Source organism: Streptomyces hilarionis, from assembly GCF_024539675.1.
Classification (GTDB): Bacteria; Actinomycetota; Actinomycetes; order Streptomycetales; family Streptomycetaceae; genus Streptomyces; species Streptomyces hilarionis.
Window position 1 is genome coordinate 43,964 of sequence record NZ_JAHHIT010000059.1, and the last position, 18,848, is coordinate 62,811.

At 72.9% G+C, this 18,848-nt stretch carries 17 protein-coding genes; 11 read left to right on the plus strand and 6 right to left on the minus strand.

Annotated features, from left to right (window positions below):
* Positions 1-41: 41 nt before the first annotated feature.
* Both KMS84_RS15605 and KMS84_RS15610 read right to left on the minus strand, forming a co-directional pair.
* The gene (locus KMS84_RS15605) at positions 42-1,457 is read right to left on the minus strand and encodes an O-antigen ligase family protein (protein WP_256916805.1); all 1,416 of its coding nucleotides are present in this window, start codon (positions 1,455-1,457) and stop codon (positions 42-44) included.
* A gap of 9 nt (positions 1,458-1,466) precedes the next feature.
* The gene (locus KMS84_RS15610; protein WP_256916806.1) at positions 1,467-2,882 is read right to left on the minus strand and encodes a tyrosine-protein kinase domain-containing protein; all 1,416 of its coding nucleotides are present in this window, start codon (positions 2,880-2,882) and stop codon (positions 1,467-1,469) included.
* Between the two features lie 126 nt (positions 2,883-3,008).
* On the opposite strand from KMS84_RS15610, the gene KMS84_RS15615 reads away from it, so the two are divergent.
* From KMS84_RS15615 to KMS84_RS15630, 4 genes are all read left to right on the plus strand, one after another.
* Positions 3,009-4,082 (plus strand): glycosyltransferase, encoded by a 1,074-nt coding sequence (locus tag KMS84_RS15615; protein ID WP_256916807.1) that lies wholly within the window; start codon positions 3,009-3,011, stop codon positions 4,080-4,082.
* Positions 4,079-5,086 carry a glycosyltransferase family 2 protein gene (locus KMS84_RS15620; RefSeq protein ID WP_256916808.1) on the plus strand — a complete coding sequence of 336 codons (1,008 nt, stop codon included), beginning with the start codon at positions 4,079-4,081 and terminating at the stop codon, positions 5,084-5,086. Before KMS84_RS15615 ends, KMS84_RS15620 begins: the two co-directional genes overlap by 4 nt.
* Positions 5,087-5,203: 117 nt before the next feature.
* On the plus strand, positions 5,204-5,911 hold the full coding sequence (locus tag KMS84_RS15625; protein ID WP_256916809.1) for a sugar transferase: 708 nt from the start codon (positions 5,204-5,206) through the stop codon (positions 5,909-5,911).
* The gene (locus KMS84_RS15630; protein WP_256916810.1) at positions 5,911-6,882 is read left to right on the plus strand and encodes an NAD-dependent epimerase/dehydratase family protein; all 972 of its coding nucleotides are present in this window, start codon (positions 5,911-5,913) and stop codon (positions 6,880-6,882) included. The genes KMS84_RS15625 and KMS84_RS15630 overlap by 1 nt, the downstream gene beginning before the upstream one ends.
* A gap of 80 nt (positions 6,883-6,962) precedes the next feature.
* Here the strand turns inward: KMS84_RS15630 and KMS84_RS15635 are convergent, their stop codons facing one another.
* Positions 6,963-7,937, minus strand: a complete 975-nt coding sequence (locus tag KMS84_RS15635) for a class I SAM-dependent methyltransferase (RefSeq protein WP_256916811.1) — start codon at positions 7,935-7,937, stop codon at positions 6,963-6,965.
* Between the two features lie 214 nt (positions 7,938-8,151).
* Between KMS84_RS15635 and KMS84_RS15640 the strand changes: the two genes are divergently transcribed.
* The 6 genes from KMS84_RS15640 (at position 8,152) to rfbD (ending at position 14,761) form a co-directional block, all read left to right on the plus strand.
* Entirely contained in the window at positions 8,152-9,432 is a 1,281-nt protein-coding gene (locus KMS84_RS15640; protein WP_256916812.1) for a glycosyltransferase, read from the plus strand.
* A 65-nt stretch (positions 9,433-9,497) separates the two neighbouring features.
* Positions 9,498-10,823 (plus strand): UDP-glucose dehydrogenase family protein, encoded by a 1,326-nt coding sequence (locus KMS84_RS15645; RefSeq protein ID WP_256916813.1) that lies wholly within the window; start codon positions 9,498-9,500, stop codon positions 10,821-10,823.
* Between the two features lie 20 nt (positions 10,824-10,843).
* The gene (locus KMS84_RS15650) at positions 10,844-11,821 is read left to right on the plus strand and encodes a UDP-glucuronic acid decarboxylase family protein (RefSeq protein ID WP_256916814.1); all 978 of its coding nucleotides are present in this window, start codon (positions 10,844-10,846) and stop codon (positions 11,819-11,821) included.
* Positions 11,818-12,885 (plus strand): glucose-1-phosphate thymidylyltransferase, encoded by a 1,068-nt coding sequence (locus KMS84_RS15655; protein WP_256916815.1) that lies wholly within the window; start codon positions 11,818-11,820, stop codon positions 12,883-12,885. Before KMS84_RS15650 ends, KMS84_RS15655 begins: the two co-directional genes overlap by 4 nt.
* Positions 12,882-13,877, plus strand: a complete 996-nt coding sequence (gene rfbB, locus KMS84_RS15660) for a dTDP-glucose 4,6-dehydratase (protein WP_256916816.1) — start codon at positions 12,882-12,884, stop codon at positions 13,875-13,877. The genes KMS84_RS15655 and rfbB overlap by 4 nt, the downstream gene beginning before the upstream one ends.
* Entirely contained in the window at positions 13,874-14,761 is an 888-nt protein-coding gene (gene rfbD, locus KMS84_RS15665; protein ID WP_256916822.1) for a dTDP-4-dehydrorhamnose reductase, read from the plus strand. The genes rfbB and rfbD overlap by 4 nt, the downstream gene beginning before the upstream one ends.
* On the opposite strand, the gene KMS84_RS15670 is transcribed toward rfbD, so the two are convergent.
* Positions 14,695-15,312, minus strand: a complete 618-nt coding sequence (locus KMS84_RS15670) for a dTDP-4-dehydrorhamnose 3,5-epimerase family protein (protein WP_256916823.1) — start codon at positions 15,310-15,312, stop codon at positions 14,695-14,697. The genes rfbD and KMS84_RS15670 overlap by 67 nt on opposite strands.
* A gap of 131 nt (positions 15,313-15,443) precedes the next feature.
* On the opposite strand from KMS84_RS15670, the gene KMS84_RS15675 reads away from it, so the two are divergent.
* On the plus strand, positions 15,444-17,279 hold the full coding sequence (locus tag KMS84_RS15675) for a glycoside hydrolase family 15 protein (RefSeq protein ID WP_256916817.1): 1,836 nt from the start codon (positions 15,444-15,446) through the stop codon (positions 17,277-17,279).
* A 68-nt stretch (positions 17,280-17,347) separates the two neighbouring features.
* Here KMS84_RS15675 and galE read toward each other — a convergent pair whose 3' ends face one another.
* Positions 17,348-18,403, minus strand: coding sequence for a UDP-glucose 4-epimerase GalE (galE, locus tag KMS84_RS15680; RefSeq protein WP_256916818.1), 1,056 nt, complete (start codon positions 18,401-18,403; stop codon positions 17,348-17,350).
* Between the two features lie 281 nt (positions 18,404-18,684).
* A partial coding sequence (locus tag KMS84_RS15685) for a non-reducing end alpha-L-arabinofuranosidase family hydrolase (protein ID WP_256916824.1) occupies positions 18,685-18,848 on the minus strand: 164 nt, incomplete at its 5' end.

Consider the following 18,848-nt stretch of genomic DNA (forward strand, 5'->3'; position numbering starts at 1 on the left):
GCGCGGATCGGTGCCCTACACGGAGGAGACGTTCGCCGCGGTCATCGACGAGTTGAGCGAACCCGAGCGGTGGCGGAGGGCGAGCGACGAGGCGTACGAGCAGGCGGTTCGGCTGGACTGGAACCGGACCCTGGAGCCGCTGCAACGGCTGCTCGACTCACTGCCGTAGGCGTCAGCACCGCGGCGACCAGCGCGAAGGTCAGCGAATTGCTGATGCTGAACGACCAGGGGCGTTCCAGGACGGACGTGAGCAGGACGGGCAGCAGCACGCTCGCGGCGGCGGGGTAGGCGGTCGTCCCGCCCCGCACCAGCAGCACGACGAGCAGCAGCACGAAGAGGGCCAGGGCCACGACGCCGCCGGCGAACAGGACGTCGATCCACTGGTTGTGCAGGGAGGGTGACACCGCGGCGGGGATCTCGCCCGCTGGGTACTTCGCGGCCCACGCCTTTCCGCCCAGCCCGAACCAGGTGCCCTGGTGGAGCTCGTCCCTGGCCATGTCCCAGATGAGGGCGCGGTCCCCGAGGGTGTCGGGTCCCGGGTGGTGGAAGGGCGCGAGCAGACCGACGGCGGCGGCCGCGGCCAGGACCGGTGCGGTGAGCAGCAGCTTTCCGGTCGAGACCCCGCGGCCCGGCGCGGCCTCCTCGGGCAGCCGGGGGCGCATCACGATCAGGAAGACCAGCGTCGCGACGGCGGTCGCGGCGGCCAGCCTGCTGCCGCTGGCGACGGCCACGAAGGCGACGTAGAAGGCCAGGACGACGCGCACCGGTCCGCGCAGCCCCAGCCAGACGAACGGAATGCCGACGACCAGGAGCAGGCTGAAGATGTTCTCGTTGGTGAAGACGCCCGCGTAGAGGATGCCGAGCACACCGCAGGGGTTGTCCGGCCGGCACTCCCGCAGGACGGTGTCCGGCTGGATCAGTGCCTCGACCCCGCCCAGCAGCGTGGTCAGCAGCACCACGCTCGCGCCCCCCACGAACGCCGGGCGTCCGGGCCGGGCGACGGCCGCCGCCAGCAGGGCGGCCAGCAGGACGAGTTGCCGCGGCGCGAGGAGTTCCAGGCCGTGCAGGCCGTCGGAGAACGTCAGGAGCAGCGCGATCGCGAGGGCGATCAGCGGGGCCGCGCGCACCTGCGCCCGGGCGATCAGCAGCCGGTGCAGGGCGAAGGCCAGGCAGACCACGAGCATCGTGCCGTTGGCCACCGAGCCGATCTGGTTCACCCAGGTGGGCAGCCCGATCACCACGTCGCCCATCGAGTCGAGCCGCTCGGAGCGGCCGGTGTGCGCGACGTACAGGACGGTCGGCAGGTTCGCCAGGACGCCGACGAGCAGGATCATCGTCGAGGTGAGGTCCCAGTCGCCGAAGGCGCGGGCGCGGCGCAGGGCGATCGTCGCCGGGATCAGGGAGAGCAGCGCGAGGACGCCCATCACGAGCGCCATGTCGGTCTGGTGCGGCGTCATCGGGGCGACTCACCCGGCCTGGTCGCGGTGCGCTGCCGCACCGGGCGCCATCGCGCGCCCCGCGGGGGAGGAGCGTTCGTGCCGCCTGCCGCGGCGCGGCTGGTCCGGGTCGGGGCGCGGGCCCCGGGCGGCGGGCACGGCGGTGAGGACCGCGCCGAGGACCCGCGCGTGGGCCGCGGCGAGGGTATCGAGGGCGTGGGAGGCGTCGTCCCGGCGGGTCCTGCCGGACCGGACGACGAGGAGGGCGCCCTCGGTCACGGACGCCAGGGCGACCGCGTCGGCGTACGGCAGCAGCGGGGGGCTGTCGACGACCAGGAGGCCGCCGTCGGACTCCAGCGAGCGCACCAGCGCCTTCATCTCCGACGAGGACAGGAGGGTGTTCGGGTCGCCCGGGACCGATCCGCTCGGCAGCACGCGTATCCGTGCGTCGCCCCAGTCCCGCAGGGCGTCGTAGAGGGCGCACTCGCCGCTGAGGACGCCCACGAGTCCGGGGCCGTCGGGCAGGCCCAGCTGTTCGGCGAGCCGGGGCCGGCGCAGGTCGGCCTCCAGGATGATCACGTTGCGGCCGGTGCGGGCCACGCCGGTGGCCAGGTCGATCGCGGTGCTGGTGCGTCCCTCCTGCGGCAGGGCGCTGGCGATCAGCAGTGAACCGGGAAGGCTGCCGCCGGCGCCGAACCGCAGTTGGGTGCGGAACTGGTTGAGCGCCTCGGTGCGGGGAGCGGGTCCGCTGGACGGCCACGGGTCCGGCCGGCCGGGATCGGGCGGGGGAAGGGCGCCCACCGTGCCGAGGCCCAGGTGGGTGCGGATGTCGCGTCCCGAACGCAGGGCGGTGTCGAGGGAGTTGCGCACCACCGCGCCGCCGACGCCCACGACGAGTCCGGCGAGGACGCCGATGGCGATGTTCAGGGCGGGCCGGGGGCTGGTGGGTGAGGTGGGCGGCTCGGATCCGCCGACGACGCTGGCCTTGACCAGCGGCGGCGCTCCGGTCGGGGCCCCTTCGACGGCGGTGATGTACTTCGTGAACTGCTTGGCCGTCTCGTCGGCGATGTCCTGGGCCAGGGTGGGCGAGCCGTCGCCGACGCGGATGTCCACGAGGGTGGTGTCGAGCGGGGCCTGGGCGCTGATCTTCTTCGCGAGCTCCTCGGGGGTCGTGCGCAGGTCGAGTGCGGTGATGACCCCGGCCAGCACCGTGGGGTTGGTGACGATGCGGGTGTAGGACTTGACGCGTTCCTGGGTGAACAGGCCGCCCTGGTAGGCGGCGGCGCTGTCGGGGTCCCTGGTCGCCACGAAGAGCTGCGCGGTCGCCGTGTAGGTGCGCGGGGTCAGGATCGTCGCGGCGACGGCCCCGGCCAGCCCGAGCAGCACACAGGCCACGACGAACCTCCAGCGCTGGCGTATCACGTCGATGTAGTCGTGGAGATCCATGACGGGCTCCTCCGCGCGGGCCGCGGGGGCCGCGCTTGACGTCTTCGGAAGTGGGGAGCAATAGTGGGATCACATCCATTTACGCCGTAAACGTACGATATCAGCATACGGCTGGGACGCAGAATCATGGATCGACGCCTCCCACGACTGGAGCGCTGCGCGGTCACCCCCTACGGGCGGGGGGCCGGCAGTTCCCGGGTCCGGGTCTTCCAATGGCTGGACCGGGTCGGCGCGGACTTCGCCGTCGGCAGCTATCTCTCGCTCTCGGACGCGGCCGCCTCGCGCCTCGTGCGCCACCCGGTGTCGCTGGCGCGGGCCGAACTGCGGCTGGCCGCCCTCGCGAACGCCCGGCCCCGGCGGCTGCTGCTGCACCGTGAGGCCTCGCCGCTCAGCCGCGGCTGGTGGGAGCGGCGGCTGCTCACGAGCGCCGACTTCGGCGTGTACGACTTCGACGACGCCCTGCAATGGGACCGCGGCGAAGGCGGTCTCCTGCGCCGGCTCGCGCCCAAGGCCGGCAAGACGCGGGTGGCCGTCCGGCACGCGGACCGGGTCATCGCGGGCAACGCCGTCCTCGCGGACTGGGCCTCCCGGCACCACCGTGACGTGGTGGTGATCCCGAGCTGTGTGGCCCTGGAGGACTACACGCCCAAGGCCTCCTACGCGCTGCACGACCCGCCCCGGCTCGGCTGGATCGGCTCGCCCCACAACGAGGCGTGTCTGCAACTGATCGCCCCCGCGCTCGGGGAGGTCCACCGGCGCACCGGCGCGCGGCTGCTGCTCGTCGGCACGCGAGCGCCCGCCCTCGGCGCCCTGGAATCCATGGTGGACCGGATCGCCTGGAGCCCCGACGCGCAGCGAGCCGCCCTCGCGGGCATGGACGTCGGGCTGATGCCGCTGGCTCCGACCGACTACAACCGGGGCAAGTGCGGTTACAAACTCCTCCAGTACGCGGCCGTGGGCCTGCCCGCGGTGGCCAGCCCGCTGGGCGTCAACGCCGAACTCCTGGCCCGTTTCGGCATGCCCGCGGCCGGCACCCGGGACGAGTGGACCGACGCGGTCCTCGCTCTGCTGGGCGCGTCCACGGCAGCGCGGGAGCGACTCGGGCGCCACGCCCGGCAGGTCGCGGCGGCCCACTACTCGTACGACGCCTGGCTGCCTCGCTGGGAGGCGGCCATGGAACTGGGGACGGTGACGTCATGAGCGAAGCGGTGATGCCGCCGGGCGTCGGGACCGCGCCGGCCGTGGACATCGTGATCGTGAACTGGAACACCGGCCCGCGTCTGCGGGCGTGTCTGCGCTCGATCGTCGAGGCCGACCGGTCCGGGCTGCGGGTGGCACGGGTCGTCGTCGTGGACAACGCCTCCGCCGACGCCTCTCCCGACGCGCTCGTCACCCCGGGGATCGAGCTCGACGTGGTGCGCAACAGCCGCAACGTCGGCTTCGCGGCCGCCTGCAACCAGGGCGCCGCGCTGTGCGACTCCGGCCTGCTGCTCTTCCTCAACCCGGACACCGAGCTCTATCCGGACGCGCTGCGCGTCCTCGGCGACTTCCTGCGGACCCCGGACGCCGTGCCGTACGGGATCTTCGGGGCGCTGATGGTGGACGAGGAGGGCCGTCCGCGGATCTCCTGCTCGCGCTTTCCCAGCCTGCGCATCTACGTCGGCAAGATGACCGGGCTCGACCGACTCGCGCCCACGCTCTTCCCGCCGCATCACCTGCGGCCGCGCGAGATGCCCCGCTCGGGCCCCGTGGACCAGGTGATCGGCGCCTGCTTCCTGGTGCGCCGCACCCTGTTCGACGCGCTGCGGGGATTCGACGAGCGCTACTTCCTCTATCTCGAAGAGGTCGACTTCGCCCTGCGGGCCCGGCAGGCCGGGCTGCCCTCCTGCCATGTGCACCAGGCGCGCGTCTTCCACGCCGAGGAGGTGAGCTCCTCTCAACTCGGCGCCTGGAGACACTACTTGATGCTCTGTAGCCGGACCCGCTACGCCTTCGCGCACTGGACGCGGGCCGAGGCGTGGGCGCTGACGGCCCTGAGTCTGTCCGTGGAGCCCGTCGCCCGGCTGGCGGCGGCGGTGGTGCGCGGGCAGCGCGCCGACGTCCGGGCCAACCTGGCCGTCCACTGGCGCTTCCTGCGCTGGCTGGGCGGACCCGGCCGGCCCGGCGCGCGGGAGGCGACCACCCCCGCGCACCTGATGTCATGAATTGCCCGATTTACAATGTAAACGTACAGTATCAGCGTGGAGTGGGAACACGAAGCCGCGAAGGGCGCCCCGGCCGCCCGACAGCCGGCTCGAGCAGGGACCGGACAAGGGGACCGGATGGACACGATCGACACCGCCCGCCAGGACAGCGCCCTGCCCGTGGACGCCGAACCGCTCGGCCTCGCCCGCCGGACCCTCGACATCGCCTTCGCGCTGACGCTGCTCGTCCTGCTCCTGCCGCTGCTGGCGCTCCTTGCGCTCCTCGTCGAGGTGACCAGCGGCTCGCCCGTGCTCTTCCGCCAGCCCCGGGTCGGCGCGGGCGGCCGCGCGTTCACGCTGCTGAAGTTCCGGAGCATGAGACCGGGCGACGGCGGCCCCGAGGTCACCTGCGACCACGACCGGCGCGTGACCGGTCTGGGCCGGGTGCTGCGCCGCCTCAGCCTCGACGAACTCCCTCAGCTGTGGAACGTGCTGAAGGGGGACATGACCCTGGCCGGTCCCCGCCCGGAGGTCCCGCACCTCGCCGAGCGCTACCCCCCGCAGTGCCGGTGGGTCTTCCGGTACCGCCCCGGCCTGACCGGCCCGTGCCAACTGCGCTCGCGCCACTACGCGCGCCGACTGGACGGCCGGGCCGATCCCGAGGAGTACTACCTGCGGGTCCTGGTCGCCCAACGCACCGAACTGGACGCGGAGTTCCTGCGTCACGCCACGGTGCCCAGGGTGCTGGGCCTCACGCTGAGAACCCTGCTCTACGTGCTCGCCGCCACGGGGGAGGGGCTCGGGCGCCGCAGGGCGTCCCGCCGCGCCGAAGGAGGCGGATCCTGATGCGTGCCGTCGTGACCGGCGCGGCCGGGTTCATCGGTTCGCGGTTGTGCGAACACCTGTTGGCCTGCGGGGACGAGGTGATCGGCGTCGACGCGCTGACCGAGTTCTACGCACCCGCGCTCAAACGCCGCAACCTCGCCCGGGTCCTGGGACGCGACCGGTTCTCCTTCCGCCGGGGAGACCTGCTGCGGTTCCGGCTCGAGCCGCTGCTGGCGACCGCGGACGCGGTGTACCACCTGGCCGGACAGCCCGGCGTCCGGGGATCGTGGGGCGCGGACTTCCCGCTCTATCTCGAACGCAACGTCCTCGTCACCCAGCGCGTGCTCGAAGCGGCCCGGGACACCCGGCTCCCGCGGCTGGTCTTCGCCTCCAGCTCCTCGGTGTACGGCGACGCCGAGACGTACCCCACCCGGGAGACCCTGCGGCCCCGTCCCGTCTCCCCGTACGGCGTCACCAAGCTGGCCGCGGAGCAGCTGTGCGAGACCTACCGCACGGTGTTCGGCGTCCCGGCGGTCTCCCTGAGACTCTTCAGCGTCTACGGCCCGCGGCAGCGGCCCGACATGGCCTTCTCGCGGCTGGTGGCGGCCGCCTGCGGGTGCCGGCCCTTCCCGATGTACGGCGACGGAGGGCAGAGCCGGGACTTCACCTACGTCGACGACGTCGTGCGCGGCATGCGGGCGGCCGCCCTGTCCGGGTGGAGCGGGGTCGCCAACCTGGGAGGCGGCAGCGAGGTGACGATGAACGAGGTCATCGCCGTCCTCGGGCAGCTGGCCGCGCCGGTCGACGTCGTGCGCGGGCCCGCGCGGCCCGGGGACGCCCGGCGCACCGCGGCCGACATCACCCTCGCGCGGGACGCCTTCGGCTACCGGCCCGTCACGGACCTGCGCGGCGGACTGGCGGCGATGGTGCGGGCCGAGCAGGTCTCTCACGGGTTCCGCCCGAGCGAACGCCCGGTCGCGGGCCGCCGCTGACATCCTGGCCCGGGGCTGACGCTCCGGGCCGCCGGCGCCGTGCGGTGAGCCGCGTGCGCGCGGCCCCGACGGCAGGGCGGTCAGGGGCCCTTGGCCTGTGCACCGCGGTAGTACGCGACGATCTCCCGGGCGGTCATCTCCTTCTCGCTGCGGCGGCCGAGGAAATAGTGCGCCGAGGCGCTGTCGGCCGCGAACTCCGGTGCCACGAGGCGGTCGAGGCCTCTGAGCCAGCACGCCAGCCCCCGGGCCGCACGGCCCGCGAACGCCGAGCGGCTCAGCCCCCGCGTCAGATGGTCCACGCTCCACAGCATCTGGGTGCCCGGCCCCGCGACGGTTCCCGCGCTGATCTCCTCGAAGCGCCGGAAGAGGTAGCGGTGCCCGCTGGCCGTGAACCGGGTGAAGTCGTGGGCTCCCGCGTGCACCTGCTGGAGGAACGGCGTCTCCGCGTACACGAGTCCGCCGTCCTTGAGCACCCGGTGGATCTCGGCGACCACCGTGGCCGGGTCGAGCACGTGCTCCAGGACGGCCTGCGCCAGCACCGCGTCGACGCTCGCCGGGGGAAGGGGGATCCGGTGGGCGTCGGCGATGAACTGGGTCACCGGACTGCCCACGATGTCGAAGCCGACGACCTGGACGCGCGGATCGCGGTAGATCGCGTCGACCCCGTTGCCGACCGTCGCCCCACCGACCACCAGCAGGCGTGGGGACCGGCCCGGCAGGGCCCGCAGCAGCAGGTCGATGTTGCGGGCGGCGACACGGTTGGGCGGTTTGAGGAGCCTGCGCAAGGGCGCCGGAAGTCCGTCCGCGCCCCGCACGGTGCCGGTCCCCGCCGGGCCGGTGGCATCGGGCGCCGCCAGCACCGCCGTCCGGTCCACGACGCTGTCGGCGAAGTCGACGAGGACCGGCCAGCGTCCCGCGACCGGGAGGGCGAGCGGCGCGTTGCACGGGCAGCCGGGTGAGTGGCACCGGAGCTCCCCGGGGGCCGGTTCCAGCGCGGACCGGCAGTGCGGGCACACCAGCAGGGGCTCGATGGCGTGCGGTTCGGCCAGGACCATGGGCGTTCCTCCGGGGAGGAGGGGACCTCCTGCCAGCCCAGTATCCGAGCCCCGCACCGGCCCGGCATCTCCGCTCGCCCCCGCGGCGGAACGCCTGGCCACGCGGGTGGCGCCGGTGTCGGTCCGGTCCTCGGATTGACCGGGGCCACTGCCGGGGCGAAGATGTACGTATACGTCGTAAATATACGTAATAGCCCATCGGTGGTGATCGTTCATGCGGTACGGGACCCTCGCGCCCCGCCCGGGACGGCCGGACGGCACGGCCGGAGGCTGGCCCGCGTCCGCGCCCCCCGTGGCGCCCGCCGGGGAACTGCCCCCGGCGCCGGCCCTTCCGCGGATCAAGGTCCTGCACGTCATCACCCGCTTCCGGGCCGGCGCCGGCGGCAACACCCTGCTGTCGGCCGCGGGCCTGGACGCCGACCGCTACGAGGTGTGGGTCGCCGGCGTGCCCGGCGGCGACCTGTGGGCACAGGCCCGGGCCGCCGGGGTGCGCACCGTCGAGATACCGGGGTTCCGCCACACGCTGGCCCCCGGGGACCTGCTCGTCCTGGGACGGCTCGTGCGGCTCATCCGCCGGGAGCGCTTCACGGTCGTGCACACGCACTCCGCGAAGGGCGGCTTCCTCGGCCGCGTCGCGGCGGGCCTGTGCCGCACCCCCGTGGTGGTGCACACCTTCCACGGACTCAGCTTCCACCCGTACATGTCCCGCTCCCGCCGCACGCTCTACCGGGCCCTTGAGCGCGTGACGCGGCGTCTGGCCCACGGGTTCCTCGCCGTCGCACCGCGCGTGGCCCAGGAGGTCGTCGAGCAACGCCTGGCGCCGCCCGGCCGCGTCGAGGTGGTGCCGTCCGCCGTACGGCTGGCGGACATCCCCGAGGCCTTCGATCCCGGCGCCCGCGCCCTGCTCGGCGTCCCCCGGGGCACGGCCCTGGTCGGCACCGTCGGCCGCGTCGACACGCAGAAGGACCCCCTCGCCTTCGTCCGCATGGCGGCCGCGATCCGGGCGCGGCACCCGGACACCGCGTTCGTCATGATCGGGGACGGACCGCTGGCCGGCGAGGTGCGAGGGCTCGCCGCGGACCTGGGCGTCGAGGTGACCCTCACCGGAGAGCGCCCGGACGCCGACCGGCTCGTGGCCGGACTGGACGTCTTCGTGATCACCTCACGCTACGAAGGACTCGGCCGCGCCCTCACCGAGGCCCTGGCCGCCGCCCGGCCGGTCGTCGCGACGGCCGTGAACGGGGTGCCCGACCTGGTCGAGCACGGCGCCACCGGACTGCTCGTGCCGCCGGCCGATCCCGGGAGCGCCGCACGCGCGGTCGGCTGGCTCCTCGACCATCCGCGCGAGGCCGCGCGGATGGGCCGGCAGGGCAGCCTGCGGGTCCGCGCCGCCTTCGCGCCCGAGGCCATGTGCGGGGCCGTCGACGCCTGCTACCGCGGTCTGCTCGGCCTCCCCGCCGCCGCACGCGCACCGGGAGGCGCCCTCGACCGCTGACCGCCGCACCGACCCACACCAGACCCTCGGCCACGAGCCGACACGCGCCGACCACGGAGATCCCCATGCGCCTGACAGTCATCGGCACCGGATACGTCGGGGCGGTGCACGCCGCCTGCATGGCGGACATCGGGCACGACGTGCTCGGCGTCGACGTCGACGCCGACAGGATCGCCGCCCTGACCGCGGGCACCCCGCCGTTCTTCGAACCAGGCCTGTCGGAGACGCTGACGAGAGCCGTGAACAGCGGCCGCCTGCGCTTCACCACCTCCCCCTCCGACGCCGCCCGGTTCGCCGACACCCACTTCGTCTGCGTCGGCACACCGCAGCGCCCCGACACGGGCGCCGCCGACCTGCGCCACGTCGAGGCGGCCGTCGACGGCCTGGCGTCCGGACTGCGCGACAGCGGCCACGAACAGGCCCTGGTGGTCGGCAAGTCCACCGTCCCGGTCGGCACGGCCGCCCGCCTCGCCGACCGGCTGCGCGCCACCGCCCCCGGGGCCGAAGTGGCCTGGAACCCGGAGTTCCTGCGCGAGGGCTGTGCCGTCCAGGACACCCTGCGACCCGAACGCATCGTGGCCGGCACCACCTCCCCGCGCGCCGAGGCCCGGCTCAGGGAGATCTACGCGCCCCTCCTGGACGCGGGCGCCCCCTTCATCGCCACCGACCCGGCCACCGCAGAACTGGTCAAGGCGGCCTCCAACTCCTTCCTCGCCACCAAGATCTCCTTCATCAACGCCATGGCCGAGATCTGCGAGGCGACCGGCGCCGACGTGCTCACCCTCGCCGAGGCGATGGGCCGCGACTCCCGCATCGGCCCCCGCTTCCTCTCCCCGGGGCTCGGCTTCGGCGGCAGCTGCCTGCCCAAGGACATCCGGGCGTTCGCCGCCCGCGCCGAGGAACTCGGACTCGGCCGCTCCGTCGCCTTCCTGCGGCAGATCGACGAGATCAACACCCGCCAGCGGCTGCGCACCGTCGACCTCGCCGAGCGACTCCTCGGCGGCTCGCTCGCCGACCGCAGCGTCGCCGTGCTCGGCGCCGCCTTCAAGCCCGGCAGCGACGACGTGCGGGACTCGCCCGCACTCGTCGTGGCCGACGAGGTCCGCCGCCGGGGCGCACAGGTCCGCGTGCACGACCCCGAGGCGACCGACAACGCCCGGGCCGTCCACCCCGAACTCCAGTACGCCCTGGACGTGGCCAAGGCCTGCGAGCGGGCCGACGTCGTCCTGCACCTGACGGAGTGGCCCCAGTACCGGGACCTGGACCCCGCCGCGCTCGCCACCGTGGTGCGCTCCCCGGTCCTGGTGGACGCCCGCAACGCCCTGGACCCCGCCCGGTGGCGCTCCGCGGGGTGGTCGGTGCACGCCCTCGGCCGCCCCGAAACCGGTTGAGAGACGGGAGGAAGAAGTCCATGCGTGTCGTCGTGTCCGGCGGAAGCGGCTTCCTGGGATCGCACCTGTGCGAAGCGCTGCTGAGCCGAGGTGACAGCGTGTGCTGCCTGGACAACCACTCCTCCGGCAGACCGGTCAACATCGCCCACCTCCGGCACGACGCCCGGTTCGCCTTCGAGGCGTGGGACGTCACCGAACGCTTCAGCGTCTCGGGGGACGTGGACGCCGTGGTCCACCTCGCGAGCCCCGCCTCGCCGGTCGACTACCAGCGCTTCCCGCTGGAGACCCTGGCCGCGGGCAGCAAGGGCACGGAGAACATGCTGCGGCTGGCCGAGCGCCACTCGGCGCGGTTCGTCCTGGCGTCCACCAGCGAGGTCTACGGCGATCCCGAGGTGCACCCGCAGGACGAGGAGTACTGGGGGCACGTCAACCCCATCGGACCGCGCAGCGTCTACGACGAGGCCAAGCGCTTCGCCGAAGCCGTCACCATGGCCTACCGGCGCAGCCTGGCGGCCGACGTGGGCATCGTCCGCATCTTCAACACCTACGGCCCGCGCATGCGTTCCTACGACGGACGGGTGGTCTCCAGCTTCATCCGCCAGGCGCTGCGCGGGGAGCCGCTGACCGTCTTCGGGGACGGCAGCCAGACACGGAGCTTCTGCTACGTCGACGACATGGTCCGGGGCCTGATCGCCATGATCGACTCGGACCGGCCCGGCCCGTTCAACCTCGGCAACCCCAACGAGCGGACCGTGCGCGAACTCGCCGAGCTGATCGCCGTGATCACCGGATCGCACTGCGGACTGCGCTTCCTGCCGCTGCCCGTCGACGACCCGGTGCGCCGGCGCCCGGTCGTCGCCCGCGCGCGAGAGGCCCTCGGCTGGCAACCGCGGGTGTCGTTGGAGGAAGGCCTGCGCAACACCGTCGACTGGTTCGCGGCACAGTCGCGGACACCCCTACGACCATCGCATCAATCCCCTGTGGGGCGGCCGTCATGAAAGCACTCGTCCTGTGCGGCGGAGCGGGCACCCGGCTCCGGCCGATCACGCACACCTCAGCCAAACAACTGGTGCCCGTGGCCAACAAACCCGTGCTCTTCTACGGACTCGAGGCCATCGCCGCCGCCGGCGTCCGGGAGACCGGGATCGTGGTCGGCGACACCGAGCGGGAGATCCGCGCCGCGGTCGGCGACGGCTCCGCCTTCGGGCTGGACGTCACCTACCTGCACCAGGACGCCCCGCGCGGGCTCGCCCACGCCGTCGCCATCGCCCGCGACTTCCTCGGCGACGACGACTTCGTCATGTACCTCGGCGACAACTTCATCGTCGGCGGCATCTCCGGCGTCGTCGACGACTTCCGCAGAGAGAGGCCGGACGCCCGCATCCTGCTGACCCACGTCTCCGAGCCGACCGCCTTCGGCATCGCCGAACTCGACGCGGACGGCCGGGTGGTGGGCCTGGAGGAGAAACCGCGCGAGCCCAAGAGCGACCTCGCGCTGGTCGGCGTCTACCTCTTCACCCCGGCCGTGCACGAGGCCGTCCGCTCCATCGGCCCCTCGCGGCGCGGCGAACTGGAGATCACCGACGCGCTGCAATGGCTGCTCGACCGCGGTCTCGACGTGCGCTCCACGACGATCTCCGGCTACTGGAAGGACACCGGGAACGTCACCGACATGCTGGAGGTCAACCGCTCCGTCCTGGAGACGATCGAAGCGCGCGTCGACGGCAGCGTCGACGACGCGAGCGAGATCATCGGCCGCGTCCGCATCGAGGACGGCGCGAAGGTGTTCGCCAGCCGGATCGTCGGCCCGGCCGTCATCGGCGCCGGCACCGTCATCGACCACTCCTACGTCGGCCCCTTCACCTCGATCGCGGAGGACTGCGTGATCGAGGAGAGCGAGATCGAGTACTCCATCGTGCTGCACCGGGCGTCCATCGCCGGCATGCGCCGCATCGAGGTCTCCCTGATCGGCCACAACGTCGAGGTGACCCCCGCGCCCCGCACCCCCTGCGTGCACCGGCTGGTGCTCGGCGACCACAGCAAAGTGCAGATCCCGACATGAGCGCCACCCGGATCCTGGTCACCGGCGGAGCCGGATTCATCGGCTCCCACTACGTCCGCACCCTGCTCGGCCCGGACGGCCCGCCGGACGTGGCCGTCACGGTGCTCGACAAACTCACCTACGCCGGGAACCCCGCCAACCTGGACGAGGTCCGCGACACCCCCCGGTTCGCCTTCGTCCAGGGCGACGTCTGCGACCCGGAGCTGGTCGGGAAACTCGTCTCCGAACACGACGAGGTCGTGCACTTCGCGGCGGAGTCCCACGTCGACCGGTCCATCCTGGGCGCGGACGCGTTCGTCCGCACGAACGTCCTCGGCACCCAGACCCTCCTGGACGCGGCGCTGCGCCACGGACTGCGGACCTTCGTGCACATCTCCTCCGACGAGGTCTACGGCTCGATCCCCGAGGGTTCCTGGCCGGAGACCGACCCGCTGTGCCCCAACTCGCCCTACGCGGCCTCCAAAGCGGCCTCGGACCTCATCGCGCTCGCCCATCACCGCACCCACGGCCTCGACGTCCGCGTCACCCGCTGCTCCAACAACTACGGCCACCACCAGTTCCCCGAGAAGGTGATCCCGCTCTTCGTCACCCGCCTCCTGGACGGCGGGGACGTCCCCCTCTACGGCGACGGCCTCAACGTCCGCGACTGGGTCCACATCGACGACCACGTCCAGGGCGTCGAACTCGTCCGGCGAGGCGGCCGGCCCGGCGAGGTCTACAACATCGGCGGCGGCAACGAACTGTCCAACCGCGACCTCACCGGCCTGCTGCTCGCCGAGTGCGCGGCCGGCTGGGACCGGGTCACCTACGTCGAGGACCGCAAGGGACACGACCGCCGCTACTCGGTCGACTACACGAAGATCCGCGACGAACTCGGGTACCGCCCGCGCAAGGAACTCGCCGCCGGCATCACGGAGACCGTCGACTGGTACCGCACCCACCGGGTGTGGTGGGAGCCGCTGCGGCCGACGCCCGCGGGCGCGACGCCATGACCCGCGGCTGGCTGGTCACCGGGGCCGACGGCATGCTGGGGCGCGAGGTCGTCGCCCGGCTCACGGCCCGCCGGACACCCCTCCTCGCGGCCGGCCACGCGCAACTCGACATCGCCGACCGCGACGACGTCCAGGACGCCCTCGACCGCTACCGGCCCGCGGCCGTGGTCAACTGCGCCGCCTGGACGGACGTCGACGGGGCCGAGACCCACGAGAGGGAGGCGCTCGCCGTCAACGGACACGGCCCCGCCCGCCTCGCCGAGGGATGCCGAGGACGCGGCACGGTCCTGCTGCACGTCTCCACCGACTACGTCTTCCCCGGTGACGGCGCCCGTCCCTACACCGAGACCGACGCCCCCGGGCCGCGCACCGCCTACGGGCGGACCAAGCTCGCCGGGGAACAGGCCGTGCTCGCCTCGCTCCCCGGCACCGGGCACGTCGTGCGCACCGCCTGGCTGTACGGGGCGGGCGGCCGCAACTTCGTCCGCACCATGATCCGCCTAGAGGACACACGCGTCGAGCTCCAGGTCGTCGACGACCAGCGGGGACAGCCCACATGGACCGGCGACGTCGCCGACCGGCTGATCGCGCTGGGGAGTTCGGCCCTCGCCGGGGAGGCGCCGCCCGGCGTCTACCATGCGACCGCCGGGGGAGAGGCGACCTGGAACCAGCTGGCCCGCGAGGTCTTCCGGCTGCTGGGCGCCGATCCGCGCCGGGTGCGCCCGTGCCGCACGACCGGGCTCGCGCGGCCCGCCTACAGCGTCCTCGGCCACGCCCGCTGGGCGGTTGCCGGGCTCCCGCCGCCGCGGCACTGGCGTCAGGCGCTGGCCGACGCGTTCCCCTCGCTGCTGGCCGTCGAACGCAGCGCCCGGCAGGCCTCGTAGGACGGCAGCAGTCCCTGGTGCTCGGCCGCGGCGAGGGTGGGCGCCGCGGCGTCCTTCTCGGACAGCACGGGGTCCCCGGTCAGCGGCCAGTCGATGCCCAGGGCCGGGTCGAGGGGGTGGACGCCGTGCTCGGCATGCGGCGTGTACCCCGTGGAACACAGGTAGACGACCGTGCTGTCGGCGGCCAGGGAGAGGAAGGCATGACCGAGGCCCTCCGAGAGGTAGACGCACCGGTGGGACGCGTCGTCGAGCCGCACGGTCTCCCACTCGCCGAAGGTGGGGGAACCCGTCCGCAGGTCCGCCACGACGTCCAGCACCGCACCGCGCACGCACGTCACGTACTTGGCCTGCCCCGGCGGCACGTCGGCGAAGTGCACGCCCCGCAGCACCCCTTGCGCCGAGACGGAGCAGTTCGCCTGCGCGAGACCGAGATCCCGCCCGGCGGACCCGCGGAAGTCGTCTGCGCTGAACCATGCGTGGAAGGAGCCCCGCCGGTCCGCGAACAGCCGCGGTTCGTGGACCCAGGCTCCCTCAATCCTCAGCGGCTTCACGCGGACCACGTCCTTCCGCCACATGCGACCGGACCGGCAGAACCCCTCGGTCACCTGGTCATGATGCCGATTCTAGCTCCGCCGCCGTATCCTGGAGACACGGCGAACAACACGGCGGCGTGGCTTCGACCATGAACGCACCCATCGAGGACTACGCCCTCATCAGCGACCTGGAAACCGCCGCCATGGTAGGCAGGGACGGTTCCATCGACTGGCTGTGTCTGCCCCGATTCGACTCCCCGGCCTGTCTGGCCGCGATGCTGGGAACGCCGGACAACGGCTTCTGGCGGATCGCGCCGGTCTCCCGCGAGGCGCATCCGCACTGCGCGAGCCGGGCGTACCGACCGGACACCCTTGTCCTCGAATCCCGCTGGGAGACGGCCACGGGCGCCGTGCGGGTCCTCGACTTCATGCCGCCGCGCAGCCAACTGCCGTGCATCGTGCGCGTGGTGGAAGGCCTCTCCGGCTCCGTTCCCATGCGCAGCGAACTGCGGCTGCGCTTCCACCAGGGAAGGGTCGTGCCGTGGATCCAGGCCGGTGAGGGCTGCACCGTCGCGGTCGCCGGGCCGGACGCCGTCTGGCTGAACGCCGATGGCCTGCCGGCGCAACCGGGTGGAGGGAACTCCACCGTGCACGACTTCACCGTGAAAGGCGGAGGCAGGACCGCCATGACCTTCGTGTGGTCGCCCTCCTACCGGACCGCACCGCCCGCCCCGCTGTCCCTCCCGGCCGGGACGGTGCTCGAGGAGACGGGCGACTACTGGCGGCTGTGGGCGTCCCAGTGCCGGTACGAGGGCCCCTGGCGCGACGCCGTGGTCCGGTCGCTGATCACCCTCAAGGCGCTCACCTACGCGCCCACCGGCGGCGTCGTCGCCGCCCCGACCACCTCGCTGCCCGGCTCCATCGGCGGCGAGCGCAACTGGGACCACCGGCACTGCTGGCTGCGCGACTCCGCGCTGACGCTGTCCTGTCTGCTGCGCGGCGGCTACCGCGAGGAGGCCACGGCATGGCTGGGGTGGCTCGTACGCGCGATCGCCGGGGAACCCGCCGATCTTCAGACGGTGTACGGCGTGGCCGGGGAGCGGCTGCTCCCGGAGACGGAGGCGCCGTGGCTGTCCGGCTACGAGGGCTCGCGTCCGGTCCGCTTCGGGAACTCCGCCGTGAGCCAGTTCCAGCTGGACGTCTACGGCGAGGTGCTGGATGCGCTGCTGCTGTCGCTGCGCGCCGGCATCGCGATGCCGGGCCATGTGTGGTCGCTGGTGGAGGCCATGATGGACCACCTGGGCCGGCACTGGCGCGACCCGGACCAGGGGCTGTGGCAAGTGCGCGGCCCGGCACGGCAGTTCGTCCATTCCAAGGTCATGACCTGGGTGGCGGCGGACCGTGCGCTGCGGATGGGCGAGCTGCTCGGCAGGAACGGCTCCTCGGCCCGTTGGCGGGCCCTGCGCGACGAGGTCCACCGGCAGGTGTGCCGGGAGGGGTGGGACGCGGGACAGGGGGCCTTCGTCCAGTCCTACGGTTCGCCGGCGCTGGACGCCTCGACGCTGCTGATCCCCCGGCTGGGCTTCCTGCCCGCCGGGGACGGGAGGGTGCGCGGCACGGTGCGGGCGATGGAGGGGCTGACGCACGGCGGGTTCGTGCGCCGGTACGCCTCGAACGGCGCCGGGGTGCACGGGGTGGACGGGATGCCCGGGCACGAGGGCGCGTTCGTGGCGTGTTCCCTCTGGTACGCGGACGCGCTCGCCACGACCGGACGCCGCGAGGAGGCGACGGAGGTGTTCGAACGGGTGCTGGGGATCCGCAACGACCTCGGTCTGCTCTCCGAGCAGTGGGATCCCGACGCCGGCCGCCAGCTCGGCAACGCGCCGCAGGCGTTCAGCCATCTGGCGCTGGTGGAGACGGCGTTCCTGCTGTCGGAGTCCGAGCGGGAGGCGGCGCCCGGGCCGGAGTCGGAGCCGGTGGCGTAGGCCGCGTTCGGCGGTCGGTCCTCGGCCGTCGCTCAGTCCTCGGCCGGTGGTGAGTCCTTGGCCGGCGGTCAGTCCTTGGCGGACGCACGCCGGGGAGATCCGGCGTAGCCGCGCGGGTTGAGCTGCTGGAACCGCCAGGCGTCCCGGCACATGTCGGCGAGGCCCCGCGAAGGGCGCCAGCCCCAGGCGCGCGCGACGGCGGAGGCGTCCGCCACGAGCTCGGCGACGTCCCCGGGACGGCGCGCCGCCATCTCGTACGGCACCGGGCCGCCGCACGCGTAGGAGAAGGCGGCGATCACGTCGAGGACCGAACTCCCCTCGCCTATGCCGAGGTTGTATATCCGCATGCCCGTCCCGTCGGCGAGGTGGTCGAGCGCGACGCGATGCGCCTCGACGGTGTCCATGACGTGCAGGTAGTCGCGGACGGCGGTGCCGTCGGCCGTCGGATAGTCGTCGCCGAACACGCGCAGGCGTTCGCGTCGTCCGATGGCCACCTGGGCCAGGTTCGGCAGCAGGTTCTCGGGCGAGCCGCTGGGGTCCTCGCCGAGCAGGCCGCTGGGATGGGCGCCGGCCGGGTTGAAGTACCGAAGGCACAGCACGGTGTACTCGGGGCGGCGGCGGCAGACGTCGGTGAGGATCTGTTCGCAGATGACCTTGGACGCGGCATACGGATTGGTGGGCCGTGCCGGGGTGGACTCGTCGAGCGGTCCGTGCCCGGCGTCGCCGTAGACGGAACAGGACGAGGAGAAGACGAGCTGGTGCACACCGTGCTCGTGCATGGTGTTCAGCAGCGCGGTCGTCCCGCCGACGTTGGTGTCGTAGTAGTCGATGGGCATCCGCGTCGACGTGCCGACGGCCTTGTGCGCGGCGAAGTGCACGACGGCGTCCACGGAGTGACGGTCGAAGACGGCCGACAGGGCGCGTCGATCACGGATGTCCAGCTCGTAGACAGTGCCGAGGAATCGGCCGGCGATGCGTTCCACGCGGGCGAAGACCTGGGGGCTGCTGTTGGAGTAGTCGTCGACCACGATCAACTCGTATCCGTGGTCGAGGAGTTCGACACAGGCGTGACTACCGATGAATCCTGCGCCGCCCGTGACGAGAATGGTCGAGGGGGCACTCATGGGCCCGGCTCCTTCGTGTGCGCGGGCGACGACGTATGTTTACGACGTATATGTACAACTGTGCGCCCCTCTGTCCCGTACGTCAAGGGGCGGGGCGTGGCGAAGGGGAACCCGCGAGAAGGCCGATGCGAGGCCGTCGAGCGAGGGGGCCCCGGCCGACGCACGGCTGGGGCCCCGGGGCGGCGAGTGCCGGTCAGTGGGCGCGGTCGCCCGCGCCGCGGACCCGTCCGCCACACGCCGGCGGATCGCACCGGATCGCGATCATCCGTGGACCGGCGGGGTCAGCGTTGCAGGGTGAGGACGCCCGGCCGCCAGGGCAGTTGGTCGTACGGGCCGCTCGCGCTCGGGGACTTGCCCTGGTAGAGGAGCTGGAGGTTGCAGGGGTCGATGGTCATGGTCTGGTCGGGGTTGTTGCGCACGAGGTCGCCGTGGCTGATGTCGTTGG

Coding starts and splice junctions, on each gene's coding strand:
- KMS84_RS15605 (WP_256916805.1), bottom strand. CDS start 1,457: ATGACGCCGCACCAGACCGACATGGCGCTCGTGATGGGCGTCCTCGCG.
- KMS84_RS15610 (WP_256916806.1), bottom strand. CDS start 2,882: ATGGATCTCCACGACTACATCGACGTGATACGCCAGCGCTGGAGGTTC.
- KMS84_RS15615 (WP_256916807.1), top strand. CDS start 3,009: ATGGATCGACGCCTCCCACGACTGGAGCGCTGCGCGGTCACCCCCTAC.
- KMS84_RS15620 (WP_256916808.1), top strand. CDS start 4,079: ATGAGCGAAGCGGTGATGCCGCCGGGCGTCGGGACCGCGCCGGCCGTG.
- KMS84_RS15625 (WP_256916809.1), top strand. CDS start 5,204: ATGGACACGATCGACACCGCCCGCCAGGACAGCGCCCTGCCCGTGGAC.
- KMS84_RS15630 (WP_256916810.1), top strand. CDS start 5,911: ATGCGTGCCGTCGTGACCGGCGCGGCCGGGTTCATCGGTTCGCGGTTG.
- KMS84_RS15635 (WP_256916811.1), bottom strand. CDS start 7,937: ATGGTCCTGGCCGAACCGCACGCCATCGAGCCCCTGCTGGTGTGCCCG.
- KMS84_RS15640 (WP_256916812.1), top strand. CDS start 8,152: ATGCGGTACGGGACCCTCGCGCCCCGCCCGGGACGGCCGGACGGCACG.
- KMS84_RS15645 (WP_256916813.1), top strand. CDS start 9,498: ATGCGCCTGACAGTCATCGGCACCGGATACGTCGGGGCGGTGCACGCC.
- KMS84_RS15650 (WP_256916814.1), top strand. CDS start 10,844: ATGCGTGTCGTCGTGTCCGGCGGAAGCGGCTTCCTGGGATCGCACCTG.
- KMS84_RS15655 (WP_256916815.1), top strand. CDS start 11,818: ATGAAAGCACTCGTCCTGTGCGGCGGAGCGGGCACCCGGCTCCGGCCG.
- rfbB (WP_256916816.1), top strand. CDS start 12,882: ATGAGCGCCACCCGGATCCTGGTCACCGGCGGAGCCGGATTCATCGGC.
- rfbD (WP_256916822.1), top strand. CDS start 13,874: ATGACCCGCGGCTGGCTGGTCACCGGGGCCGACGGCATGCTGGGGCGC.
- KMS84_RS15675 (WP_256916817.1), top strand. CDS start 15,444: ATGAACGCACCCATCGAGGACTACGCCCTCATCAGCGACCTGGAAACC.
- galE (WP_256916818.1), bottom strand. CDS start 18,403: ATGAGTGCCCCCTCGACCATTCTCGTCACGGGCGGCGCAGGATTCATC.